The organism is Microbacterium sp. NPDC064978 (assembly GCF_044543605.1).
Lineage (GTDB): Bacteria > Actinomycetota > Actinomycetes > Actinomycetales > Microbacteriaceae > Microbacterium > Microbacterium meiriae.
Genome location: NZ_JBITWF010000001.1, coordinates 402562 through 419213, shown reverse-complemented (window position 1 = coordinate 419213; position 16652 = coordinate 402562). Strand labels below are relative to the sequence as shown.

The following is a 16652-nucleotide window of genomic DNA, read 5'->3' as shown; positions in this document are numbered from 1 at the left end:
GTCGTCGCTTCCCTCGAATACATGGATTGCGTCCAACAATACATCCTCGTCCGGGCCGCGGCGTCCCGCGCGGTACCGTGAAGTCATGAACCGGACTGGTCGCGCCGGCCGCCCGAAGGCTTCCTCGCGCGAGACCCTCGCCGAGGCCGCCTGCGAGCTCTTCCTGGAGCGCGGGTACGAGGCCACCTCCATCGCCGACATCACCCAGCGGGCGGGGGTCAGCCGGTCGAGCTTCTTCAACTACTTCACGTCGAAGAGCGACGTGCTGTGGTCCGGCATCGACGAGCGCATCGGCGTCGCGATCGCCGCGCTGGACGACCTCGGCCGGGCTGCCACGGGGGAGCGGGTGCGCGGGATCCTGCAGGGGATCGTGGACGATTTCGCCCCGGATCCGTTGGCGTTGGCGCTGCGGAATGCGGAGGCCATGGCGCTCGAGGTGGAGCTGGTGCGGGAGACGGGTGTCCGTCTGGCCCGCCTCGCCGCCGCGGTCTCCCGTGCGGCGTGCGCGGCGGGTATCGATGTGATGCGTGCGGACGTGCTGGGAGCGGCGCAGGCGGCCGCCGTCCTGTCCGCCCTGCGCGTCTGGGCCGAGGAGGGGGCAGGCCGCGGCACTCCGGAGTCCGTGCTCCGCGAGGCGCTCGCCCGCGTGCACGATCTGCCCTGGGGGGAGTGACGCGCGGACGGATCGGTGTCGGCCGGACACGTCAGTGATGAAGGCATCCCTGACGAGGAGGACACCATGACCACGGATCCGCTGGACGACCTGCTGGACGGCTCGGCGCCGCCCACCCCCGCCCTCGCTGGACACGAGCTGCGGGCGATGATCGACGCGTCCCGTGGGCGCGCTCGGCCCCGCCTCCGGTCGCGCGGTGTGATCGCCGCGGTCACGGCGGTGGTCCTGGTGGGCGGCGCCGGGGTGGCCACCGCCTCCTCCGACTGGCTCTGGGGCGACGGCCTCGAGGATCCCGCGCGGAGCTACCGGTTCACCGCGCCGACCTGGGGAGAGTGCGAGATCCGCTTCAGCCGCCTGGACACGCACAACCCGCTGATCCAGGCCGATGTCGATCGTGTGATCGATCAATGGTTCGCCTCGGCGGATGTGGAGGCGGAGGCCGCGCCCTACGTGCACGGCCAACTGCGGATGCTCGAGCAGGGCGACGAGGCCGCGGGTGTTCCGACGACGGATCAGAATGCGGCGGACACCCGCGCCTGGATGGCTCATGAGGGCGCGTTGAACGAGGCGCTCCACGCCGAACTCGAGGAGCACGGGTTCGGTCCGATCCCCGGAGCCGACTTCCACTCCCAGGTGCATTGCGACGACGAAGCCTGGAGCGGCGAGTGAGCAGCCGTGCCGACGACGCGGCGCTGATCGGCGCGTTCGAGGCGTGCGCCCCGGATCTCCTGGCCTACCTCGCGCGTCGGGTCGGGGCGGATGACGCCGGCGACCTGCTCGGCGAGACGATGGTCGTCGCCTGGCGGCGCGTCCGGCATCTGCCCGACGACCCCGAACGGGCGCGGATGTGGCTGTTCGGAGTCGCTCGCAAGACCCTGCTCAACCACGCCCGCGGTGAGAGGCGTCGGCGCGCCCTGCACGAACGGGTGCGGGGAGAGGGAGAGGGATTCCGGCTGCAGGCACCGCCGGCGGACGGGGGCGCGGAGGTGCGCGACGCCATCGCCCGCCTGGATCCCGACCTCGCGGAGGTCATCCGCCTGGTGCACTGGGACGGATTCAGCCTGACCGATGCGGCCGCACTGCTCGGGGTCCCCGCGTCCACGGTCCGGGGGCGTCACCAGCGTGCCAAGACACTGCCCCGTGCCGCGCTGAGCGTGGAGGCTCCGCTCGCGTAGAATCGTAGGCACCATGGCTACCTTTGGCACGCTCTCCGATCGGCTTACCGACACCTTCCGCAACCTGCGCACGAAGGGAAAGCTCACCGCCGCCGACGTCGACGGCACGGTGCGCGAGATCCGTCGTGCTCTGCTCGACGCCGACGTCGCGCTCGCGGTCGTCAAGGACTTCACCGCCAAGGTGCGCGAGCGCGCTCTCGGCGACGAGGTCAACAAGGCGCTGAACCCCGCGCAGCAGGTGGTGCAGATCGTCAACGAGGAGCTGGTCCAGATCCTCGGCGGAGAGCAGCGGCGCCTGCAGTTCGCCAAGACCGCGCCGACCGTGATCATGCTCGCCGGTCTTCAGGGCTCGGGAAAGACGACGTTCGCCGGCAAGCTGGCCAAGCAGCTCGAGGGCGAAGGGCACACGCCCCTCCTCGTCGCCGCCGACCTCCAGCGCCCGAACGCGGTGAACCAGCTCCAGGTGGTCGCCGAGCAGGCCGGAGCCACGGTGTACGCGCCCGAGCCGGGCAACGGCGTCGGCGATCCCGTCAAGGTGTCGCGCGACGGCGTCGAGCACGCCCGCCGCCAGCAGCACGACGTGGTCATCATCGACACCGCCGGCCGCCTCGGTGTCGACGCCGAGCTCATGAAGCAGGCCGCCGACATCCGCAAGGCCGTTGACCCGGACGAGGTGCTCTTCGTCATCGACGCGATGATCGGTCAGGACGCGGTCAACACCGCTAAGGCCTTCCAGGAGGGAGTGGACTTCACCGGCGTCGTCCTCTCGAAGCTCGACGGCGACGCCCGAGGCGGAGCGGCGCTCTCGGTCGCCTCGGTCACGGGGCGTCCGATCATCTTCGCCTCGACGGGCGAGCGGCTGGAGGACCTCGAGCCGTTCCACCCCGATCGTATGGCCAGCCGCATCCTCGACCTCGGTGACATCCTCACCCTCATCGAGCAGGCGCAGCAGGCTTTCGACGAGGACGAGGCGCGCAAGGTCGCCGAGAAGCTCGCGAACGAGGCCTTCACCCTGGAGGACTTCCTCGAGCAGCTTCAGCAGATGAAGAAGATGGGCTCGATGAAGAAGATGCTCGGGATGCTCCCGGGCATGGGGCAGATGAAGCAGCAGCTCGAGGACTTCGACGAGCGCGAGATCGACCGCACCGAGGCCATCATCCGCTCCATGACGCCGGTCGAGCGTCGCAACCCCAAGATCCTCAACGGTTCCCGTCGTCTGCGCATCGCGCGCGGCTCCGGCATGACCGTCACCGACGTCAACCAGCTCGTGCAGCGCTTCGAGCAGGCCGCGAAGATGATGAAGACCGTCGCTCGTGGCGGCACGCCGAACATCCCGGGCATGGGTCCGGTGCCCGGAATGGGCAAGCCCGGGGCCTCGTCGAAGCGCGGCAAGAAGGGCAAGGGCGGCGGCGGAAACCGCTCCCGCTCCGGCAACCCGGCGAAGCGCGCTGCGGAGAACGCCGGCCTCGCGGCTTCCACGGCACCCACCGGCTCGGGCTTCGGCCTCGGCGGGGGAGCGGAGGCACCGTCGGAGGCCGACCTCGCCGAGATTCAGAAGCTGTTCGGCAAGGGCTGAGCGGCCGGGACCTCAGCGCACGGCGACGGGCGCGGCCGAGGGATTGACCGCGGTCGACGGCGTTCCTCGCGGCCGCGCCGCGAACTGCCCGCCGACGAGGGCGGCGAGCGTGATCAGGATGCCCGCCACCTGGACCATGGTGAAGCTCTCGCCGGCGATGAGCACGCCGAGCAGCGTCGCGACGATCGGCGAGAGCAGTGCGAGGAGGCCCGGCACGATCACGGGCAGGCGCTGGATACCGCGGAACCAGAGCGTGTAGGCGATGATCCCTCCCGCTGTCGCGAGCCAGAGGTAGCCGAGGAGCGCACCCGCGTCGAGGGCAGGAGGCGGGCCCTCGACCACGAAGGTGAGGGGGAGAAGCAACAGCCCTCCCGCCGTGAGCTGCCACCCCGCGTAGGCCACGGGACCGACGCCGGAGGGGCGGCCCCAGCGCTTGGTCAGGATCATCCCGAGGCCGGTGGCGGTCACGCCGCCGAGAGCCGCGACGAGGCCCCAGAAGTCCAGCGCGGCGGCAGGGCCGAGGACGACGAGGGCGACCCCACCCGCTCCGGCGACGGCTGCCGCGGCGGATACCGGTCGGACACGTTCCCCGAGCACGAGCGCTCCGAGCCCTAGCACGATCAGCGGCTGCGCTCCGGCGACGGCGGCGGCAACCCCACCGGGGAGGCGTTCGGCCGCAAGGAACAGCAGCGGGAAGAACGCGCCGATGTTGAGGGCGCCGAGCACGAGCACCTTGCCCCACCAGGACCCGTGCGGCAGACGGCGGGCCAGCAGCACCGCGAGGAGGCCTGCGGGCAGCGAGCGGAGGAGGCCGGCGAGGAGCGGGTGCCCGGCGGGGAGCAGCTCCGACGTCACCAGGTATGTCGTACCCCACGTCGCAGGGGCGAGAGCCGTGACGAGGGTGAGGGTGAGGCGGTTCATGTCACCAGGGTGCGCGCATCCGGGGTATGAGTCCAACGCATTCTTGTCACACCATCTATGAAGCGAGATCATGGGCGGATGGAGCTCCAGCAGCTGCGGTATGTCGTCGCCGTGGCGGACACCGGTTCGTTCACCCGCGCGGCGGAGCGCTGTCATGTCACGCAGTCGGCGCTCAGCCACCAGGTCGCCGCTCTCGAACGCGAGTTGGGCGTGCGACTGTTCGCGCGCACCAGTCGCAGCGTCCGCGCGACCGAGTCCGGAGAGGCGTTCCTCCGCCCCGCGCGTCTGGCGGTCCGCGCCGCAGACCAGGCCCGGGAGGATGCGGCGGCGGCGAGCGGGAAGGTGGTGGGCACGCTGCGGCTGGGCGTCATCCCCACGGTGACCGCTGTCGACGTCCCCGCGGTTCTCGTGGCCTATCGCGCCGCGCATCCAGCCGCCCGCGTGGAGCTCCGTGAGGGGAACAGCGATGCGCTCGTGGCGGCGATTCGTCAGGGCGATCTCGACGCCGCATTCCTCGGGCTCCGGGAGGGCGTGGAGCCCGAGGGGGTCGCCTCCCGCGCGCTGTCCCGGGAACCGCTGGTGGCCGTGGTGCCCCGCGGGCATGAGCTGGGCCGGGCAAGGGAGGTGCAGCTGAGCGACCTCGCGGACTCCGCGTTCGCCGACTTCCCCGCCGGCACGTCGGGGCGAGCGCAGACCGACGCGGCATTCCTGGCCGCGCGGGTGCGGCGTGATGTGGCTTTCGAATCCGACACGGCCGCGAGTCTGATCGGTCTGGTCGCTGCGGGCCTCGCCGTCACCCTGCTCGCGCCCGGGGTGGTGCAGGGGTATCGGGACGTCGTCGACACGGTGGCGGTCCTGGATGGCCCGGTCCGTGTCGAGCACCTGGCCTGGGACGCCGCGGCACCGCGCAGCGCCGCGCGCGCCTTCCTCGACATCGTCGCGGAAGGCCTCCTGAGCCCCTGATCGGTCTGCACGACCAGGGAACGGGTGTACGACGGAACCGCCGGAACGGGTGGGCAACCGTATTCGGATCGTGCAGGTGAACGGGCGGATGGCGGCCCGGAGACGACGAAGCGGGCCCGGGAAGAACCCGGACCCGCCTCGTCATGCGGTGATCAGCGCACGTCGTCGTCGACCCAGTCCATCGACTTGGTGACGGCCTTGCGCCACAGGCGCAGCTGACGGTCGCGCTCATCCGCGTCGAGCGAGGGCTCCCAGCGGCGGTCCTCCTGCCAGTTCGCGGACAGGTCGTCGAGACCGCTCCAGAAGCCGACCGCGAGACCGGCCGCGTAGGCCGCACCGAGCGCCGTGGTCTCCGCCACGACCGGACGCACGACTGGGACACCGAGGATGTCGGCCTGGAACTGCATGAGCGCGTCGTTGGCGACCATGCCGCCGTCGACCTTGAGCTCGCTGAGGTCCACTCCGGCGTCCGCGTTGACCGCGTCGAGCACGTCACGGGTCTGGAAGGCCACGGCCTCCAGGGCGGCGCGCGCGATGTGGTTCTTGTTCGCGTAGCGGGTGAGGCCGACGATCGCGCCACGGGCGTCCGGACGCCAATACGGGGCGAAGAGACCCGAGAACGCGGGGACGATGTACACGCCGCCGTTGTCCTCGACCTTCTCGGCCAGCTCCTCGACCTCAGGGGCGGAGGAGATGATGCCGAGCTGGTCGCGCAGCCACTGGATGAGCGAGCCGGTGACCGCGATCGACCCCTCCAGCGCGTAGTGCGTGGGCTGGTCGCCGAGCTTGTAGCCGACGGTGGTGAGCAGTCCGTTCTTCGAGCGGACGATCTCCTCGCCCGTGTTGAAGATGAGGAAGCAGCCCGTGCCGTAGGTGTTCTTGCTCTCGCCCTTCTGGAACGCGGCCTGGCCGAACGTCGCCGCCTGCTGGTCGCCGAGGATGCCGGCGATCGGCGTCTCGCGGAGCAGCGATGAGCTCTCGGCCGCACCGTAGACCTCGGAGGAGGAGCGGATCTCCGGCATCATCGAGCGCGGCACGCCGAACGCCTCGAGGATGTCGTCGCGCCATTCCAGCGTCTCGAGGTCCATGAACATCGTGCGCGAGGCGTTGGTGACGTCGGTCGCGTGCACGCCGCCGTCGATGCCGCCCGTGAGGTTCCACAGGACCCAGGAGTCGGTCGTGCCGAAGAGCAGGTCTCCGGCCTCGGCCTTCTCGCGGGCGCCTTCGACGTTCTCCAGGATCCAGGTGATCTTGGTGCCGGAGAAGTACGTCGCCAGGGGGAGCCCGACGATCGACTTGAACCGGTCGACGCCCTCGTCGCCCGCGAGGCGGTTGACGATCTCCTGCGTGCGGGTGTCCTGCCAGACGATGGCGTTGTAGACCGGCTTGCCCGTCGTCTTGTCCCACACGACCGCGGTCTCGCGCTGATTCGTGATGCCCACGGCGGCGATGTCGTGGCGGGTGAGATCGGCGCGACCGAGGGCCAGACCGATCACCTCCTGGACATTGCGCCAGATCTCGGCGGCGTCGTGCTCGACCCAGCCGGCCTTGGGAAGGATCTGCTCGTGCTCCTTCTGACCGGTGGCGACGATGCTGCCCTTCTTGTCGAAGATGATCGCGCGGCTCGACGTGGTGCCCTGGTCGATCGCGATGATGTAGTCAGCCATGTGTTCTCCTTTGAATTCCCGAGCGGTTGAGGGGGATCAGCCGGCGAGGCTGAGCAGGCCGGGGGCGGCGAGGGCGGCGATGACACCACCGATGAGCGGACCGACGACGGGCACCCACGAGTAGGACCAGTCGCTGGAACCCTTGCCCTGGATCGGGAGGATCGCGTGGGCGATGCGGGGACCGAGGTCACGCGCCGGGTTGATGGCGTATCCGGTCGGACCACCGAGCGATGCACCGATCGCGACCACCAGCAGGGCGACCGGAAGAGCGGTGAGCGGGCCGAGGCCACCGGGCGTGCCGACCTCGATGTCGCCGTAGTCCGCGAACGCGAAGATGACGAAGACGAGGACGAAAGTGCCGATGATCTCCGTGACGAGGTTCCAGCCGTACGAGCGGATGGCGGGGCCGGTGGAGAAGACGCCGAGCTTGTTCGCGGCCTCCGGCTCCTGGTCGAAGTGCTGCTTGTAGGCGAGCCAGACGACGATGGCACCGATGATCGCGCCGAGGAGCTCCGCCCCGGTCGCGGTGAGGAACATCGTGAAGTCGATGCCCTTGGCGGGATCCAGCAGGTTCTGCACCCAGAGGCCGATACCGACGGCCGGGTTCAGGATGGCACCGGAGTACGCCGAGACGAGCACACCCGCGAACACCGCGAGACCCCATCCCCAGTTGACCATCAGGAAGCCGCCGCCGAAGCCCTTGTTCTTCGCCAGGGCGACGTTCGCCACCACACCGCAGCCGAGCAGGACCAGCATCGCTGTGCCGACGAGCTCCGAGAGGAAGTAGAGACCGAGATTGACGTCAGTCATGTCTTCGTTGACCTTTCTTGCGGGTCGGGGCCCCTCTGCCCCGACCCCTTATGGGGTAGCACCGCGAGGAGGGCGCGGTGGTCGGGGCCCCGTCAGCCGCGGGTGCGGGACGGGATGTCGAGTCCGTGTCGCTCGTTCAGCAGCAGGCGCGTCTGCTCCACCTCGGCGTCGTGACGCTCTCGGTCCCATCCGAGGAGCGGTGCCAGGGCGTCGGCGATCTCGTCGAGGACTTCTGCCTGCGCTCCACCGGTGAAGGCGATGCTGGTGCGGCGGAGGATGACGTCCTCGAGACGGGCGACCATCTCCTCGTTGACCATCCACTCCAGCTCACGGGTCGACAGGTCGCCGCCGGCGAGGGGGGCGTCGTCCCCCTGCTCGACGAACGCCCAGACGGCCGCCGCTCCGGTGCCGTAACGGGCGAGGAGCTGATCGGCCCGAGCGCCGGCGCCGGCGAGGTTCTCCTGGATCCAGATCCGCTTCGCCTTCTCGGTGCGCGGGAACTCGCGTCCGCCGCCGATCGCGCGTCCGGCCGTGGAGACGGTGCGCGTGCGGCCGAGGAGGCCGAGCACGGTGTCGGAGAGCGACTCTCCCAGGGCGCGGAACGTGGTCCACTTGCCGCCCACGAGGCTCACCAGCGGGACGGCGCCCTTGCGGTCGACCTCGACGCGGTAGTCGCGCGAGACGAATCCGGGAGCGGTGTCCTCGTGGCGGGGGAGCGGCCGGATGCCGGAGAAGTTGTAGACGATCTGCTCGCGGGTCACCGAGATCGACGGGAACACGTGGTGGATGAGGTCGAAGAAGTAGTCGATCTCCTCCTCCGTGCACACCGGCACCTCGCGCGGGTCGGCGTCGATGTCGGTGGTGCCCACGAGGACGCGCCCCTTGAGCGGGTAGATCAGCACGATACGGCCGTCGGAGTGCTCGAAGAAGATCTCGCGACCTCGCGTCGCCTCGAGCAGCTCCGGGTGGTCGAGCACGATGTGCGAGCCCTTGGTGCCGCCCATGAAATGGGTGTCGGTGCCGAGCGCGTCGTTCGTGAGGTCGGTCCACGGGCCGGAGGCGTTCACGACGACATCCGCGGTCACGGTGAACTCGGTGCCGCTCTCGCGGTCACGGAGGGTGATCTGCTCGCCGTCGCGGCCGATCGCCTCGACGTAGTTGAGAGCCACCGCACCCGGGTGGCTCGCGCGGCCGTCCTGCAGCACGTCGAGCGCCAGGCGCTCCGGATCGTGCATCGAGGCGTCGTAGTACGTGGCCGTGTACTTGATCTTCGGGTCCATCGACGGCAGCTCGGCAAGGGACTTCTTGCGTCCGAGGAAGCGGTGGCGGGGCACGGTGCCGCCGTCGCGGGAGAACGTGTCGTAGATGGTGAGGCCGACCTTGATGAGGAAGGCGCCGCGCTCCTTCGGCTTCCCGCTCTTGTGCGTGAGGAACCGGAGGGGAGCGGAGAGGATCCCCGAGAACGTGGAGTAGATCGGGATCGTCGTCTGCAGCGGCTTGACGTAGTGCGGGGCGATCTTGAGCAGGCCGTTGCGCTCTTCCACCGACTCCCGGACGAGGCGGAACTCGCCGTTCTCGAGGTAGCGGATGCCGCCGTGGATCATGTGGCTCGAGGCCGCGGAGGCACCGGAGGCGAAGTCGCCGCGTTCGACCAGGACGACGTCCACACCCTGCAGGGCCAGATCACGGAACGTCGAGATGCCGTTGATGCCGCCGCCGATGACGAGGACGCTGGTGCGCCCGGATTCCCGGAGCGCGCGGACCGCGTCCCGCTCCGGGGACGTGTGGGTGGAATCGATCATCATCGACCCTCTCTTCCTTGCTTGCCACCAGCATCGACCTCCGTGACGCCGCGCGCAAGCTGGCTGCACATATGTGCAAGGATCGAGGGAGAGGAGGTCATCATGGCGGGATCCGGAGCACCGTCGCGCGACGGGAAGCTGATCGCCGCGCTCACGGCCGCGCAGCTGTACTACATGCAGGACAAGACCATGGAGGTCATCGCGCAGGAGCTCGGCACCTCCCGGTCGTCCGTGTCACGGTTGCTCAGCTTCGCGCGGGAGAGCGGCCTCGTCGACATCCGGATCAACTCCCCCCTGGAGCGTCTGGGAATGCTCGAGCAGCGCATCAGGGATCGGCACCGCGTGGTGGCGCACGTCGTGCCGATGGCGGAGATCGTGAGCGAGGTCGAGCGACTGGAGCGCGTGGCGCTGACCGCAGGACGCCTCCTGTCCCAGTTCGTCGACTCCAACATGATCGTCGGCGTGGCGTGGGGATCGACGATCAGCGCGGTCAGTCGCGGTCTCGCCCAGAAGGAGACGCACAATACGACGTTCGTGCAGCTCAACGGCGCCGGGAACACCCAGACCAGCGGTGTGGAGTACTCCAGCGACATCCTGCAGCGCTTCGGGAGCGCGTTCGGTGCGCAGGTGCAGCAGTTCCCCGTGCCCGCCTTCTTCGACGACCCCGCCACCCGGGAGGCTATGTGGCGCGAGCGCAGCACCCGCCGCGTGCTCGATCTGCAGGCGAAGATGGACATCGCCGTGTTCAGCCTCGGGTCTCCGGCGGCGGAGGTGCCCAGCCGCGTCTACGTCGGCGGTTACCTCGGGCGGGAGGACTACCGCAGTCTGCGGGAGGACCATGCGATCGGCGACGTGGCGACGGTCTTCTTCCGTGCCGACGGCTCCTGGCGCGACATCCGGCTCAACGCGCGGGCGACGGGGCCGGGACTCGACCGGCTCCGGCGGGTGCCGCGTCGCGTGTGCGTCGTCTCGGGTGTGCCCAAGCTCGCGAGTCTGCGGGCGGCGATAGCCGCCGAGCTGATCACGGATGTGGTGCTCGACGAGGGTCTCGCACGTCGACTCGTCGAGGACTGAGTCGCGTCCGCGTCACTCGCCTTCGATCGACGACTGCGGTCCGGTCCGGAACTCCCGGATGAGGTGCTGGACCACGGCGCGGAGATCGCCGTCCGTGGCGTCGGCGACCGCGAGCTGACGCGCATAGCTCGCCCCGCCGTCGAGGATCGACGCGATGCTGCCGAACTCCCGGACGCACCCGAGCTCGACGGCGACCGGGGCCAGTTCCTCGATCTTCTCGGTCAGGTGCTCGCGAACGGGGCGCTGCGTGCCGATCGTGTCGACGATGACGCGCGCGTCCAGGCCGTATCGGGCCGCGCGCCACTTGTTCTCGCGGTGGAACCAGGCCGGAAGATCGGGGAGTGCCGCGCCTTCGTCGAGAAGTCGGGAGAAGTGCTCGACGAGGACCTGTACGAGCGCGGCCACCGCGGCCATCTCGGAGAGCGTCGAGAGGCCGTCGCACGCGCGGACCTCGATCGTGCCCCAGCGCGGAGCGGGGCGGATGTCCCAGCGCACCTCGGTGGCATCGGCCATCACGCCGGTGCGGACCATGTCGTCCAGATACCGCTCGAACTCCGACCAGTCCCGGAGCGGCCAGGGCAAGCCCGCCGTCGGCAGCTGCTGGAAGACGAGCGCGCGGTTGGAGGCGTACCCCGTGCGCTCCCCGGCCCAGAACGGACTGGACGCCGACAGAGCCTGGAGATGGGGAAGATACGCCGACAGTGCGTTGATGATGGGGAAGACCTTGCGCTGCTCGTCGACGCCCACGTGCACGTGGATACCCCAGATCATCATGTTGCGCCCCCACCACTGGGTGCGCTCGATGAGGCTGTGATAGCGGGTCTTGTCTGTCACCGACTGGTCGTACCACTGGGCGAAGGGGTGGCTTCCGGCGGAGAGCAGCTCGATGCCGGCCGGATCGGTGGCCGACCGCACCGCCGCGATCGCGTTCGCGATGTCATCGACGGCGTGCGCGACGGAATCGCCGATCCCGCTGGTCACCTCGATGGTGTTCGTGAGCAGCTCGCCGGTGACGGTGTGGCGCTCGTCCTCGCTCTCCGCCTCCAGTGCGGCGAGGAGCTCCGGTGCGCGACCGACGAGATCACCGGTCTCGGGATCGGCGAGCATGATCTCCCACTCGAGACCGACGGTGGAGCGGGCCGAAGCGGCGAAGTCGAGCTGCACGGGGACAGTCTGACACGGGCCGGTGCCGACTCCGCAACGCCGTGTCACCGGGTTTCGCGCCCGGCGCGCGCATCTGGCAGAATAGAGGGTCGGACGACGTGCTCGACCCTCTATCCAGCACTCGTCCTCCTCATTTGAGCTTCCGCCGGGTGTGCACCCCACGCTCCAGGCGACCGGTTCGTTTCCTTCCACACCATTCAGGAGAATCGTGGCTGTCAAGATTCGTCTCAAGCGCATGGGCAAGATCCGCGCGCCGTACTACCGCATCGTCGTGGCCGACTCGCGCACCAAGCGCGACGGTCGTGTGATCGAGGAGATCGGCAAGTACCACCCCACCGAGGAGCCCTCCTTCATCGAGGTCGACTCCGAGCGTGCGCAGTACTGGCTCTCCGTCGGCGCGCAGCCGACCGAGCAGGTCACCGCCATCCTCAAGATCACGGGCGACTGGGGCACCTTCAAGGGCGACAAGGACGCCAAGTCCACCCTCAAGGTCGCCGAGCCGAAGGCCGCCTTCGAGGTCGACGCCTCCAAGAAGTCCGTCGTGAAGCCCAAGGCGGAGAAGAAGGAGGAGGCCCCCGCTGCGGAGGCCCCCGCCGCTGACGCCGACGCGGAGGCCGCTGAGGCTTCCGCCGCCGACGCCGAGTAATCCATCGTGCTCGCCGCCGCGCTCGAACACATCGTCAAGGGGATCGTCGATCACCCCGAAGATGTGCGCATCCACGAATCCTCGTCGCCCCGTGGCGACCTGCTCGAGGTGCGTGTGCACCCCGACGACCGTGGACGCGTGATCGGGCGCGGCGGCCGCACGGCCAAGGCCCTGCGCACCCTCGTGAGTGCACTCGCCGACGGGCGTCGTGTCCGCGTCGATGTCGCGGACGACTGACGTGGTGTCGCAGGACCGCACCCAAGGCCGTAACCAACTGCGCGTCGGGCGCCTGGTCAAGGCTCACGGGCTCAAGGGCGCGCTGAAGCTCGAGCTCTACACCGACAATCCGGAGCGGCGCTTCGTCCCCGGGGCCGCGTTCACGTTGCAGGTGCCAGAGGCATCTCCATGGCACGGCAAGGAGATCGTCGTCCGCGAATACCGCGTGATGAACGGCAACCCCGTCGTCTTCTTCGAGGACGTGGACGATCGCACCGCCGCCGAGAGCCTCGTCCGCGCCATCCTCTGGATGGACCAGGACGAGGACGAGACCGAGGACAACGCCTGGTTCGACCACCAGCTCGTCGGCCTGGACGTCGTGCGGGACGAGGTCGTCGTCGGCCGCGTGGTCCGCGTCGAGCACCTGCCGGCGCATGACCTCCTGATCGTGAAGCCGTCGTCGGGCGGGAGCACGGACGAGGTGATGGTCCCGTTCGTCGAGGCCATCGTCCCCACCGTCGACGTCGCGGCCGGACGGGTCATCGTCACCCCTCCCGCCGGGCTCTTCGAGGAGCTTCCCGAGTCGGAGGACGAGACCACCGCCTCCGACGCTGCCGAGTGACCGCTGATACGGTTCCCCCGTGCGCATCGACGTCGTCTCCATCTTCCCCTCGTACTTCGACGGACTGACGCTCTCCCTGCTCGGCAAGGCCCGCGGCTCGGGTCTGCTCGACCTCCAGGTGCATGATCTTCGCGACTGGACGCACGACCGCCATCGCACCGTCGACGACACTCCGTACGGCGGAGGAGCGGGCATGGTCATGAAGCCCGAGCCGTGGGGGCTCGCCCTCGACGAGCTCACCGCGGATACCGCCGCGCCGCCGACCATCATCTTCCCGTCGCCGGCGGGCGAGGTCTTCACCCAGGCGACCGCGCGGGAGCTCGCGGGGCGCGACCACCTCGTGTTCGGCTGCGGGCGCTACGAGGGCATCGACGAGCGCGTCTTCGAGTACGCCGCCGAGCGTGGCGAGGTGCGGCTGCTGAGCCTCGGCGACTACGTGCTCAACGGCGGCGAGGTCGCGACGATGGCGATGATCGAGGCCATCGGCCGTCTCATCCCCGGGGTCGTCGGCAATCCGGCGAGCCTGGTCGAGGAGTCGCACGAGGACGGACTCCTCGAGTACCCGTCGTACACCAAGCCCTCCGTCTGGCGTGACCGTGCGGTACCGGATGTGCTCCTCAGCGGCAACCACGGGGCGATCGCGGCATGGCGGCGCGAGCAGCAGCTCGTCCGCACGCGGCTGCGCCGCCCCGATCTGCTTCCGGACGCGCCGACCGACGACTGACCGCACCCCGACCGTCTGCGGCAACGACTGCTGTTAGCGTCGAGACATGGTGGATGTGACACGCGCGCGATCGTTCGAAGGCATCGGCGAGGAGTACGACCGCTACCGACCGGGCTTCCCGGAGCGTGCGGCCGACATCATTGTTCCGGCGCCGGTGGCCACGGCGCTCGACCTCGGCGCCGGCACCGGCAAGTTCACCAGCCTGCTCGTCGAGCGTGCGGCGCGGGTGATCGCCGTCGAGCCTTCCGCGCCGATGCTCGCCGTCCTCGCCCGGACGCTGCCGACGGTCGAGGCGCGGCCGGGGACCGCGGAGAGCATCCCCGTGCCGGACGGTTCCGTCGATGTCGTCAGCGTCGCGCAGGCGTTCCACTGGTTCGACCGGGATACGGCGGCGGCCGAGATCGCCCGCGCACTCGTCGCCGACGGGACGCTCGGGCTGCTCTGGAATCGCGCCGACCCCGCCTGTGCGTGGGATCTCGCCTGCCATCGGGTGGCGCATCCCGCGGTCGGCGCGGACGACGACACCTCCGCATCGGCGACCGACATCCCCGGCTTCGTCCTGGAAGCCCACGAGGAGGTGCGCTGGACGGAGCGGATCAGCCGCGAGGTCTACCTCCGACGCTGGGGCACGGTGAGCAGTCTCCTCGTGGCGGACGACGCGGAGCGTGCAGGGATGGTGGCGGCCCTGGAGGCGGTGCTGGACGGCGCGGACGAGACGCGCGGGAAGGCGGAGTTCGACCTCCCCCATCTCACCGATGTGTTCCGCTACCGCCGCGTATGAGGATCTGGTCGCTGCACCCTGAGTACCTCGACCGTCAGGGTCTCGTCGCCTGCTGGCGGGAGACGCTGCTCGCGCAGGCGGTGCTCGCCGACGCCACGAAGGGGTATCAGCGACACCCGCAGCTCGAGCGCTTCCGGGAGGCAGCGGATCCGCTGGCCGCGGTGGGCGCGTACCTCGTCGCTGTCGCCGACGAGGCGGACGCCCGCGGCTACCGTTTCGACCGCACGCGCATCCGGCGCCGGGAGCCTGCCGTTCCGACGATGCCGGTCACCGCGGGGCAGCTCGCGCGGGAATGGGAGCACCTGCGTGCGAAGCTCGCCGAGCGCAGTCCTGAGGTGCTTCAGCGGCACGGGGATGTGGCGCTCCCGAAGGCGCACCCGCTGTTCACCGTCGTGCCGGGGCCGGTCGCATCCTGGGAACGCGCCGATCCGGCGGCCGAGGTCAGTCCACCCCGAGGAACGAGCGATCCGTCAGGATGATCGGCCCGTCATCGGTGATCGCGATGGTGTGCTCGGAGTGCGCCCCTCGGGACCCGTCCGCGCTGCGCAGCGTCCACCCGTCGGGGTCGGTGACCAGCTCGTCCGTGGTCGCGAGGAACCAGGGCTCCAGCGCGAGCACGAGGCCGGCGCGGAGCGGGAACCCGCGGCCCGCGCGGCCGTCGTTCGCGACGTGAGGGTCGCCGTGCATCGTGCGGCCCACGCCATGCCCGCCGAAGTCGGTGTTGATGGAGTACCCCTCGTTGTGCGCGATCTCTGCGATGGCAGCGGAGATGTCACCGATGCGGTGCCCGACCACCGAGGTCTCGATCGCCGCGGTCAGCGCGCGCTCGGTGGTGTCGATGAGACGCAGGTCCTCATCCCGCGGCGTGCCCACGACGAAGGAGACCGCGGAATCCGCGACCCAGCCGTCGACCGAGACGGCGAAGTCGAGGGTGACGAGGTCGCCGTCCTTGAGTGCGTAGTCATGGGGGAGACCGTGCAGCACCGCGTCGTTCACCGAGGTGCAGATGACCTTGCCGAACGGGCTCGCGCCGAACGACGGGTGGTAGTCGATGTAGCAGGACTCGGCGCCCGCCTTGCGGATCATGTCGTGGGCCCGGCGGTCGATCGCCAGGAGGTTGGTGCCGACCTTCGTCTCGTCGCGCAGGGTCGCCAGCGTCTCGGCGACGAACCGGCCTGCCGCGCGCATCTCATCGATCTCGGCAGGGGTGCGCAGTTCGATCATCAGTGTCCTCTCGTCCCGTCCATTCTCCCTGATCGGACGGGGTGCCCGGCGCCTGCCGCTCTCAGCGAACACCCGTGACGGGGGCCCGACCTCGCCGTAGCATCGGAGCATGTGGATCCGACAGGCCTTCTTCCGCTGGCTGCTGCCGTCGGCGTTCCTCCTGCCGCTGTGGCTCCTCATCGGCTGGGCCGTCTTCCAGGGTGGCTGGTCCATCCTCTGGGTGCTGCTCATCGCGATGCCCTCGGTCTTCGTGGGACAGCTCCTGCTCACGCTGCTGACGCGTTCCCGGCCGTCTGTCCGCGCCGAGCGCGCCCTGTCGTGGTGGGACGTCGCCGGGTTCGGTCTCTGGCACGCGCTGACGATCGCGGTCGGCTTCTTCATCGATGGCGCTTTCGGTTGGCTCCTCGCCGCCGCCATCGTGGTGGGCATCGGACTGGTGTGGCTGCAGCTGTGGCAGCTCTGGAATGAAGCGCGGGGGAGTGGAGCGCGGATTCGTGAGACCATCTCCTGGTCGACGATGACCCCGCCCCGTGCGGAGACGACGCAGACCAGCGTGCACGAGGTGATCGTGGTGCGGGAGACCGACGACCGGCCCTGACCGCTCGTTTTGGTGG

At 69.7% G+C, this 16652-nt stretch carries 19 protein-coding genes; 13 read left to right on the top strand and 6 right to left on the bottom strand.

Annotated features, from left to right (window positions below):
* The first annotated feature begins 85 nt into the window (after positions 1 to 85).
* From ACIGJI_RS02120 to ffh, 4 genes are all read left to right on the top strand, one after another.
* Positions 86 to 673, top strand: coding sequence for a TetR/AcrR family transcriptional regulator (locus ACIGJI_RS02120; RefSeq protein ID WP_315636929.1), 588 nt, complete (start codon positions 86 to 88; stop codon positions 671 to 673).
* Between the two features lie 66 nt (positions 674 to 739).
* Complete coding sequence (locus ACIGJI_RS02115) at positions 740 to 1342, top strand: hypothetical protein (protein WP_363444181.1); 603 nt, start codon at positions 740 to 742, stop codon at positions 1340 to 1342.
* A complete protein-coding gene (locus tag ACIGJI_RS02110; protein WP_363444178.1) occupies positions 1339 to 1848 on the top strand; it encodes an RNA polymerase sigma factor in 510 nt (169 codons plus the stop codon). Before ACIGJI_RS02115 ends, ACIGJI_RS02110 begins: the two co-directional genes overlap by 4 nt.
* Positions 1849 to 1861: 13 nt before the next feature.
* Positions 1862 to 3424, top strand: a complete 1563-nt coding sequence (gene ffh / locus ACIGJI_RS02105) for a signal recognition particle protein (protein WP_187663977.1) — start codon at positions 1862 to 1864, stop codon at positions 3422 to 3424.
* Positions 3425 to 3436: 12 nt separating this feature from the next.
* Here ffh and ACIGJI_RS02100 read toward each other — a convergent pair whose 3' ends face one another.
* On the bottom strand, positions 3437 to 4345 hold the full coding sequence (locus ACIGJI_RS02100; protein WP_363444175.1) for an EamA family transporter: 909 nt from the start codon (positions 4343 to 4345) through the stop codon (positions 3437 to 3439).
* A 78-nt stretch (positions 4346 to 4423) separates the two neighbouring features.
* On the opposite strand from ACIGJI_RS02100, the gene ACIGJI_RS02095 reads away from it, so the two are divergent.
* Entirely contained in the window at positions 4424 to 5308 is an 885-nt protein-coding gene (locus ACIGJI_RS02095) for a LysR family transcriptional regulator (protein WP_363444172.1), read from the top strand.
* Between the two features lie 152 nt (positions 5309 to 5460).
* On the opposite strand, the gene glpK is transcribed toward ACIGJI_RS02095, so the two are convergent.
* The 3 genes from glpK to ACIGJI_RS02080 all read right to left on the bottom strand — a co-directional run bounded on the left by glpK (position 5461) and on the right by ACIGJI_RS02080 (position 9587).
* Positions 5461 to 6975 carry a glycerol kinase GlpK gene (gene glpK / locus ACIGJI_RS02090; protein WP_187663980.1) on the bottom strand — a complete coding sequence of 505 codons (1515 nt, stop codon included), beginning with the start codon at positions 6973 to 6975 and terminating at the stop codon, positions 5461 to 5463.
* A 36-nt stretch (positions 6976 to 7011) separates the two neighbouring features.
* The gene (locus ACIGJI_RS02085; protein ID WP_187663981.1) at positions 7012 to 7785 is read right to left on the bottom strand and encodes an MIP/aquaporin family protein; all 774 of its coding nucleotides are present in this window, start codon (positions 7783 to 7785) and stop codon (positions 7012 to 7014) included.
* Positions 7786 to 7877: 92 nt separating this feature from the next.
* Positions 7878 to 9587 (bottom strand): glycerol-3-phosphate dehydrogenase/oxidase, encoded by a 1710-nt coding sequence (locus ACIGJI_RS02080; protein ID WP_187663982.1) that lies wholly within the window; start codon positions 9585 to 9587, stop codon positions 7878 to 7880.
* Between the two features lie 102 nt (positions 9588 to 9689).
* Between ACIGJI_RS02080 and ACIGJI_RS02075 the strand changes: the two genes are divergently transcribed.
* The gene (locus tag ACIGJI_RS02075) at positions 9690 to 10661 is read left to right on the top strand and encodes a sugar-binding domain-containing protein (RefSeq protein WP_363444169.1); all 972 of its coding nucleotides are present in this window, start codon (positions 9690 to 9692) and stop codon (positions 10659 to 10661) included.
* A 12-nt stretch (positions 10662 to 10673) separates the two neighbouring features.
* Here the strand turns inward: ACIGJI_RS02075 and ACIGJI_RS02070 are convergent, their stop codons facing one another.
* A complete protein-coding gene (locus ACIGJI_RS02070; protein ID WP_187663984.1) occupies positions 10674 to 11825 on the bottom strand; it encodes a glutamate--cysteine ligase in 1152 nt (383 codons plus the stop codon).
* 208 nt (positions 11826 to 12033) lie between these two features.
* Between ACIGJI_RS02070 and rpsP the strand changes: the two genes are divergently transcribed.
* From rpsP to ACIGJI_RS02040, 6 genes are read left to right on the top strand one after another with little or no spacing between them, the layout of a single operon-like run.
* Positions 12034 to 12471, top strand: a complete 438-nt coding sequence (rpsP, locus tag ACIGJI_RS02065; protein WP_280567961.1) for a 30S ribosomal protein S16 — start codon at positions 12034 to 12036, stop codon at positions 12469 to 12471.
* 6 nt (positions 12472 to 12477) lie between these two features.
* Entirely contained in the window at positions 12478 to 12708 is a 231-nt protein-coding gene (locus tag ACIGJI_RS02060) for an RNA-binding protein (RefSeq protein WP_025103341.1), read from the top strand.
* On the top strand, positions 12692 to 13309 hold the full coding sequence (rimM, locus tag ACIGJI_RS02055) for a ribosome maturation factor RimM (protein ID WP_187663986.1): 618 nt from the start codon (positions 12692 to 12694) through the stop codon (positions 13307 to 13309). Before ACIGJI_RS02060 ends, rimM begins: the two co-directional genes overlap by 17 nt.
* Positions 13310 to 13328: 19 nt before the next feature.
* Entirely contained in the window at positions 13329 to 14033 is a 705-nt protein-coding gene (trmD, locus tag ACIGJI_RS02050) for a tRNA (guanosine(37)-N1)-methyltransferase TrmD (protein ID WP_259951647.1), read from the top strand.
* A 46-nt stretch (positions 14034 to 14079) separates the two neighbouring features.
* Positions 14080 to 14814 (top strand): class I SAM-dependent methyltransferase, encoded by a 735-nt coding sequence (locus ACIGJI_RS02045; protein ID WP_187663988.1) that lies wholly within the window; start codon positions 14080 to 14082, stop codon positions 14812 to 14814.
* Entirely contained in the window at positions 14811 to 15293 is a 483-nt protein-coding gene (locus tag ACIGJI_RS02040; protein WP_187663989.1) for a pyrimidine dimer DNA glycosylase/endonuclease V, read from the top strand. Before ACIGJI_RS02045 ends, ACIGJI_RS02040 begins: the two co-directional genes overlap by 4 nt.
* On the opposite strand, the gene map is transcribed toward ACIGJI_RS02040, so the two are convergent.
* Positions 15256 to 16038, bottom strand: coding sequence for a type I methionyl aminopeptidase (gene map, locus ACIGJI_RS02035; protein WP_363444165.1), 783 nt, complete (start codon positions 16036 to 16038; stop codon positions 15256 to 15258). The genes ACIGJI_RS02040 and map overlap by 38 nt on opposite strands.
* A 109-nt stretch (positions 16039 to 16147) precedes the next feature.
* Here map and ACIGJI_RS02030 point away from each other — a divergent pair, with 109 nt between their 5' ends.
* A complete protein-coding gene (locus ACIGJI_RS02030) occupies positions 16148 to 16636 on the top strand; it encodes an MFS transporter permease (protein WP_187663991.1) in 489 nt (162 codons plus the stop codon).
* The last annotated feature ends 16 nt before the right edge of the window (positions 16637 to 16652 follow it).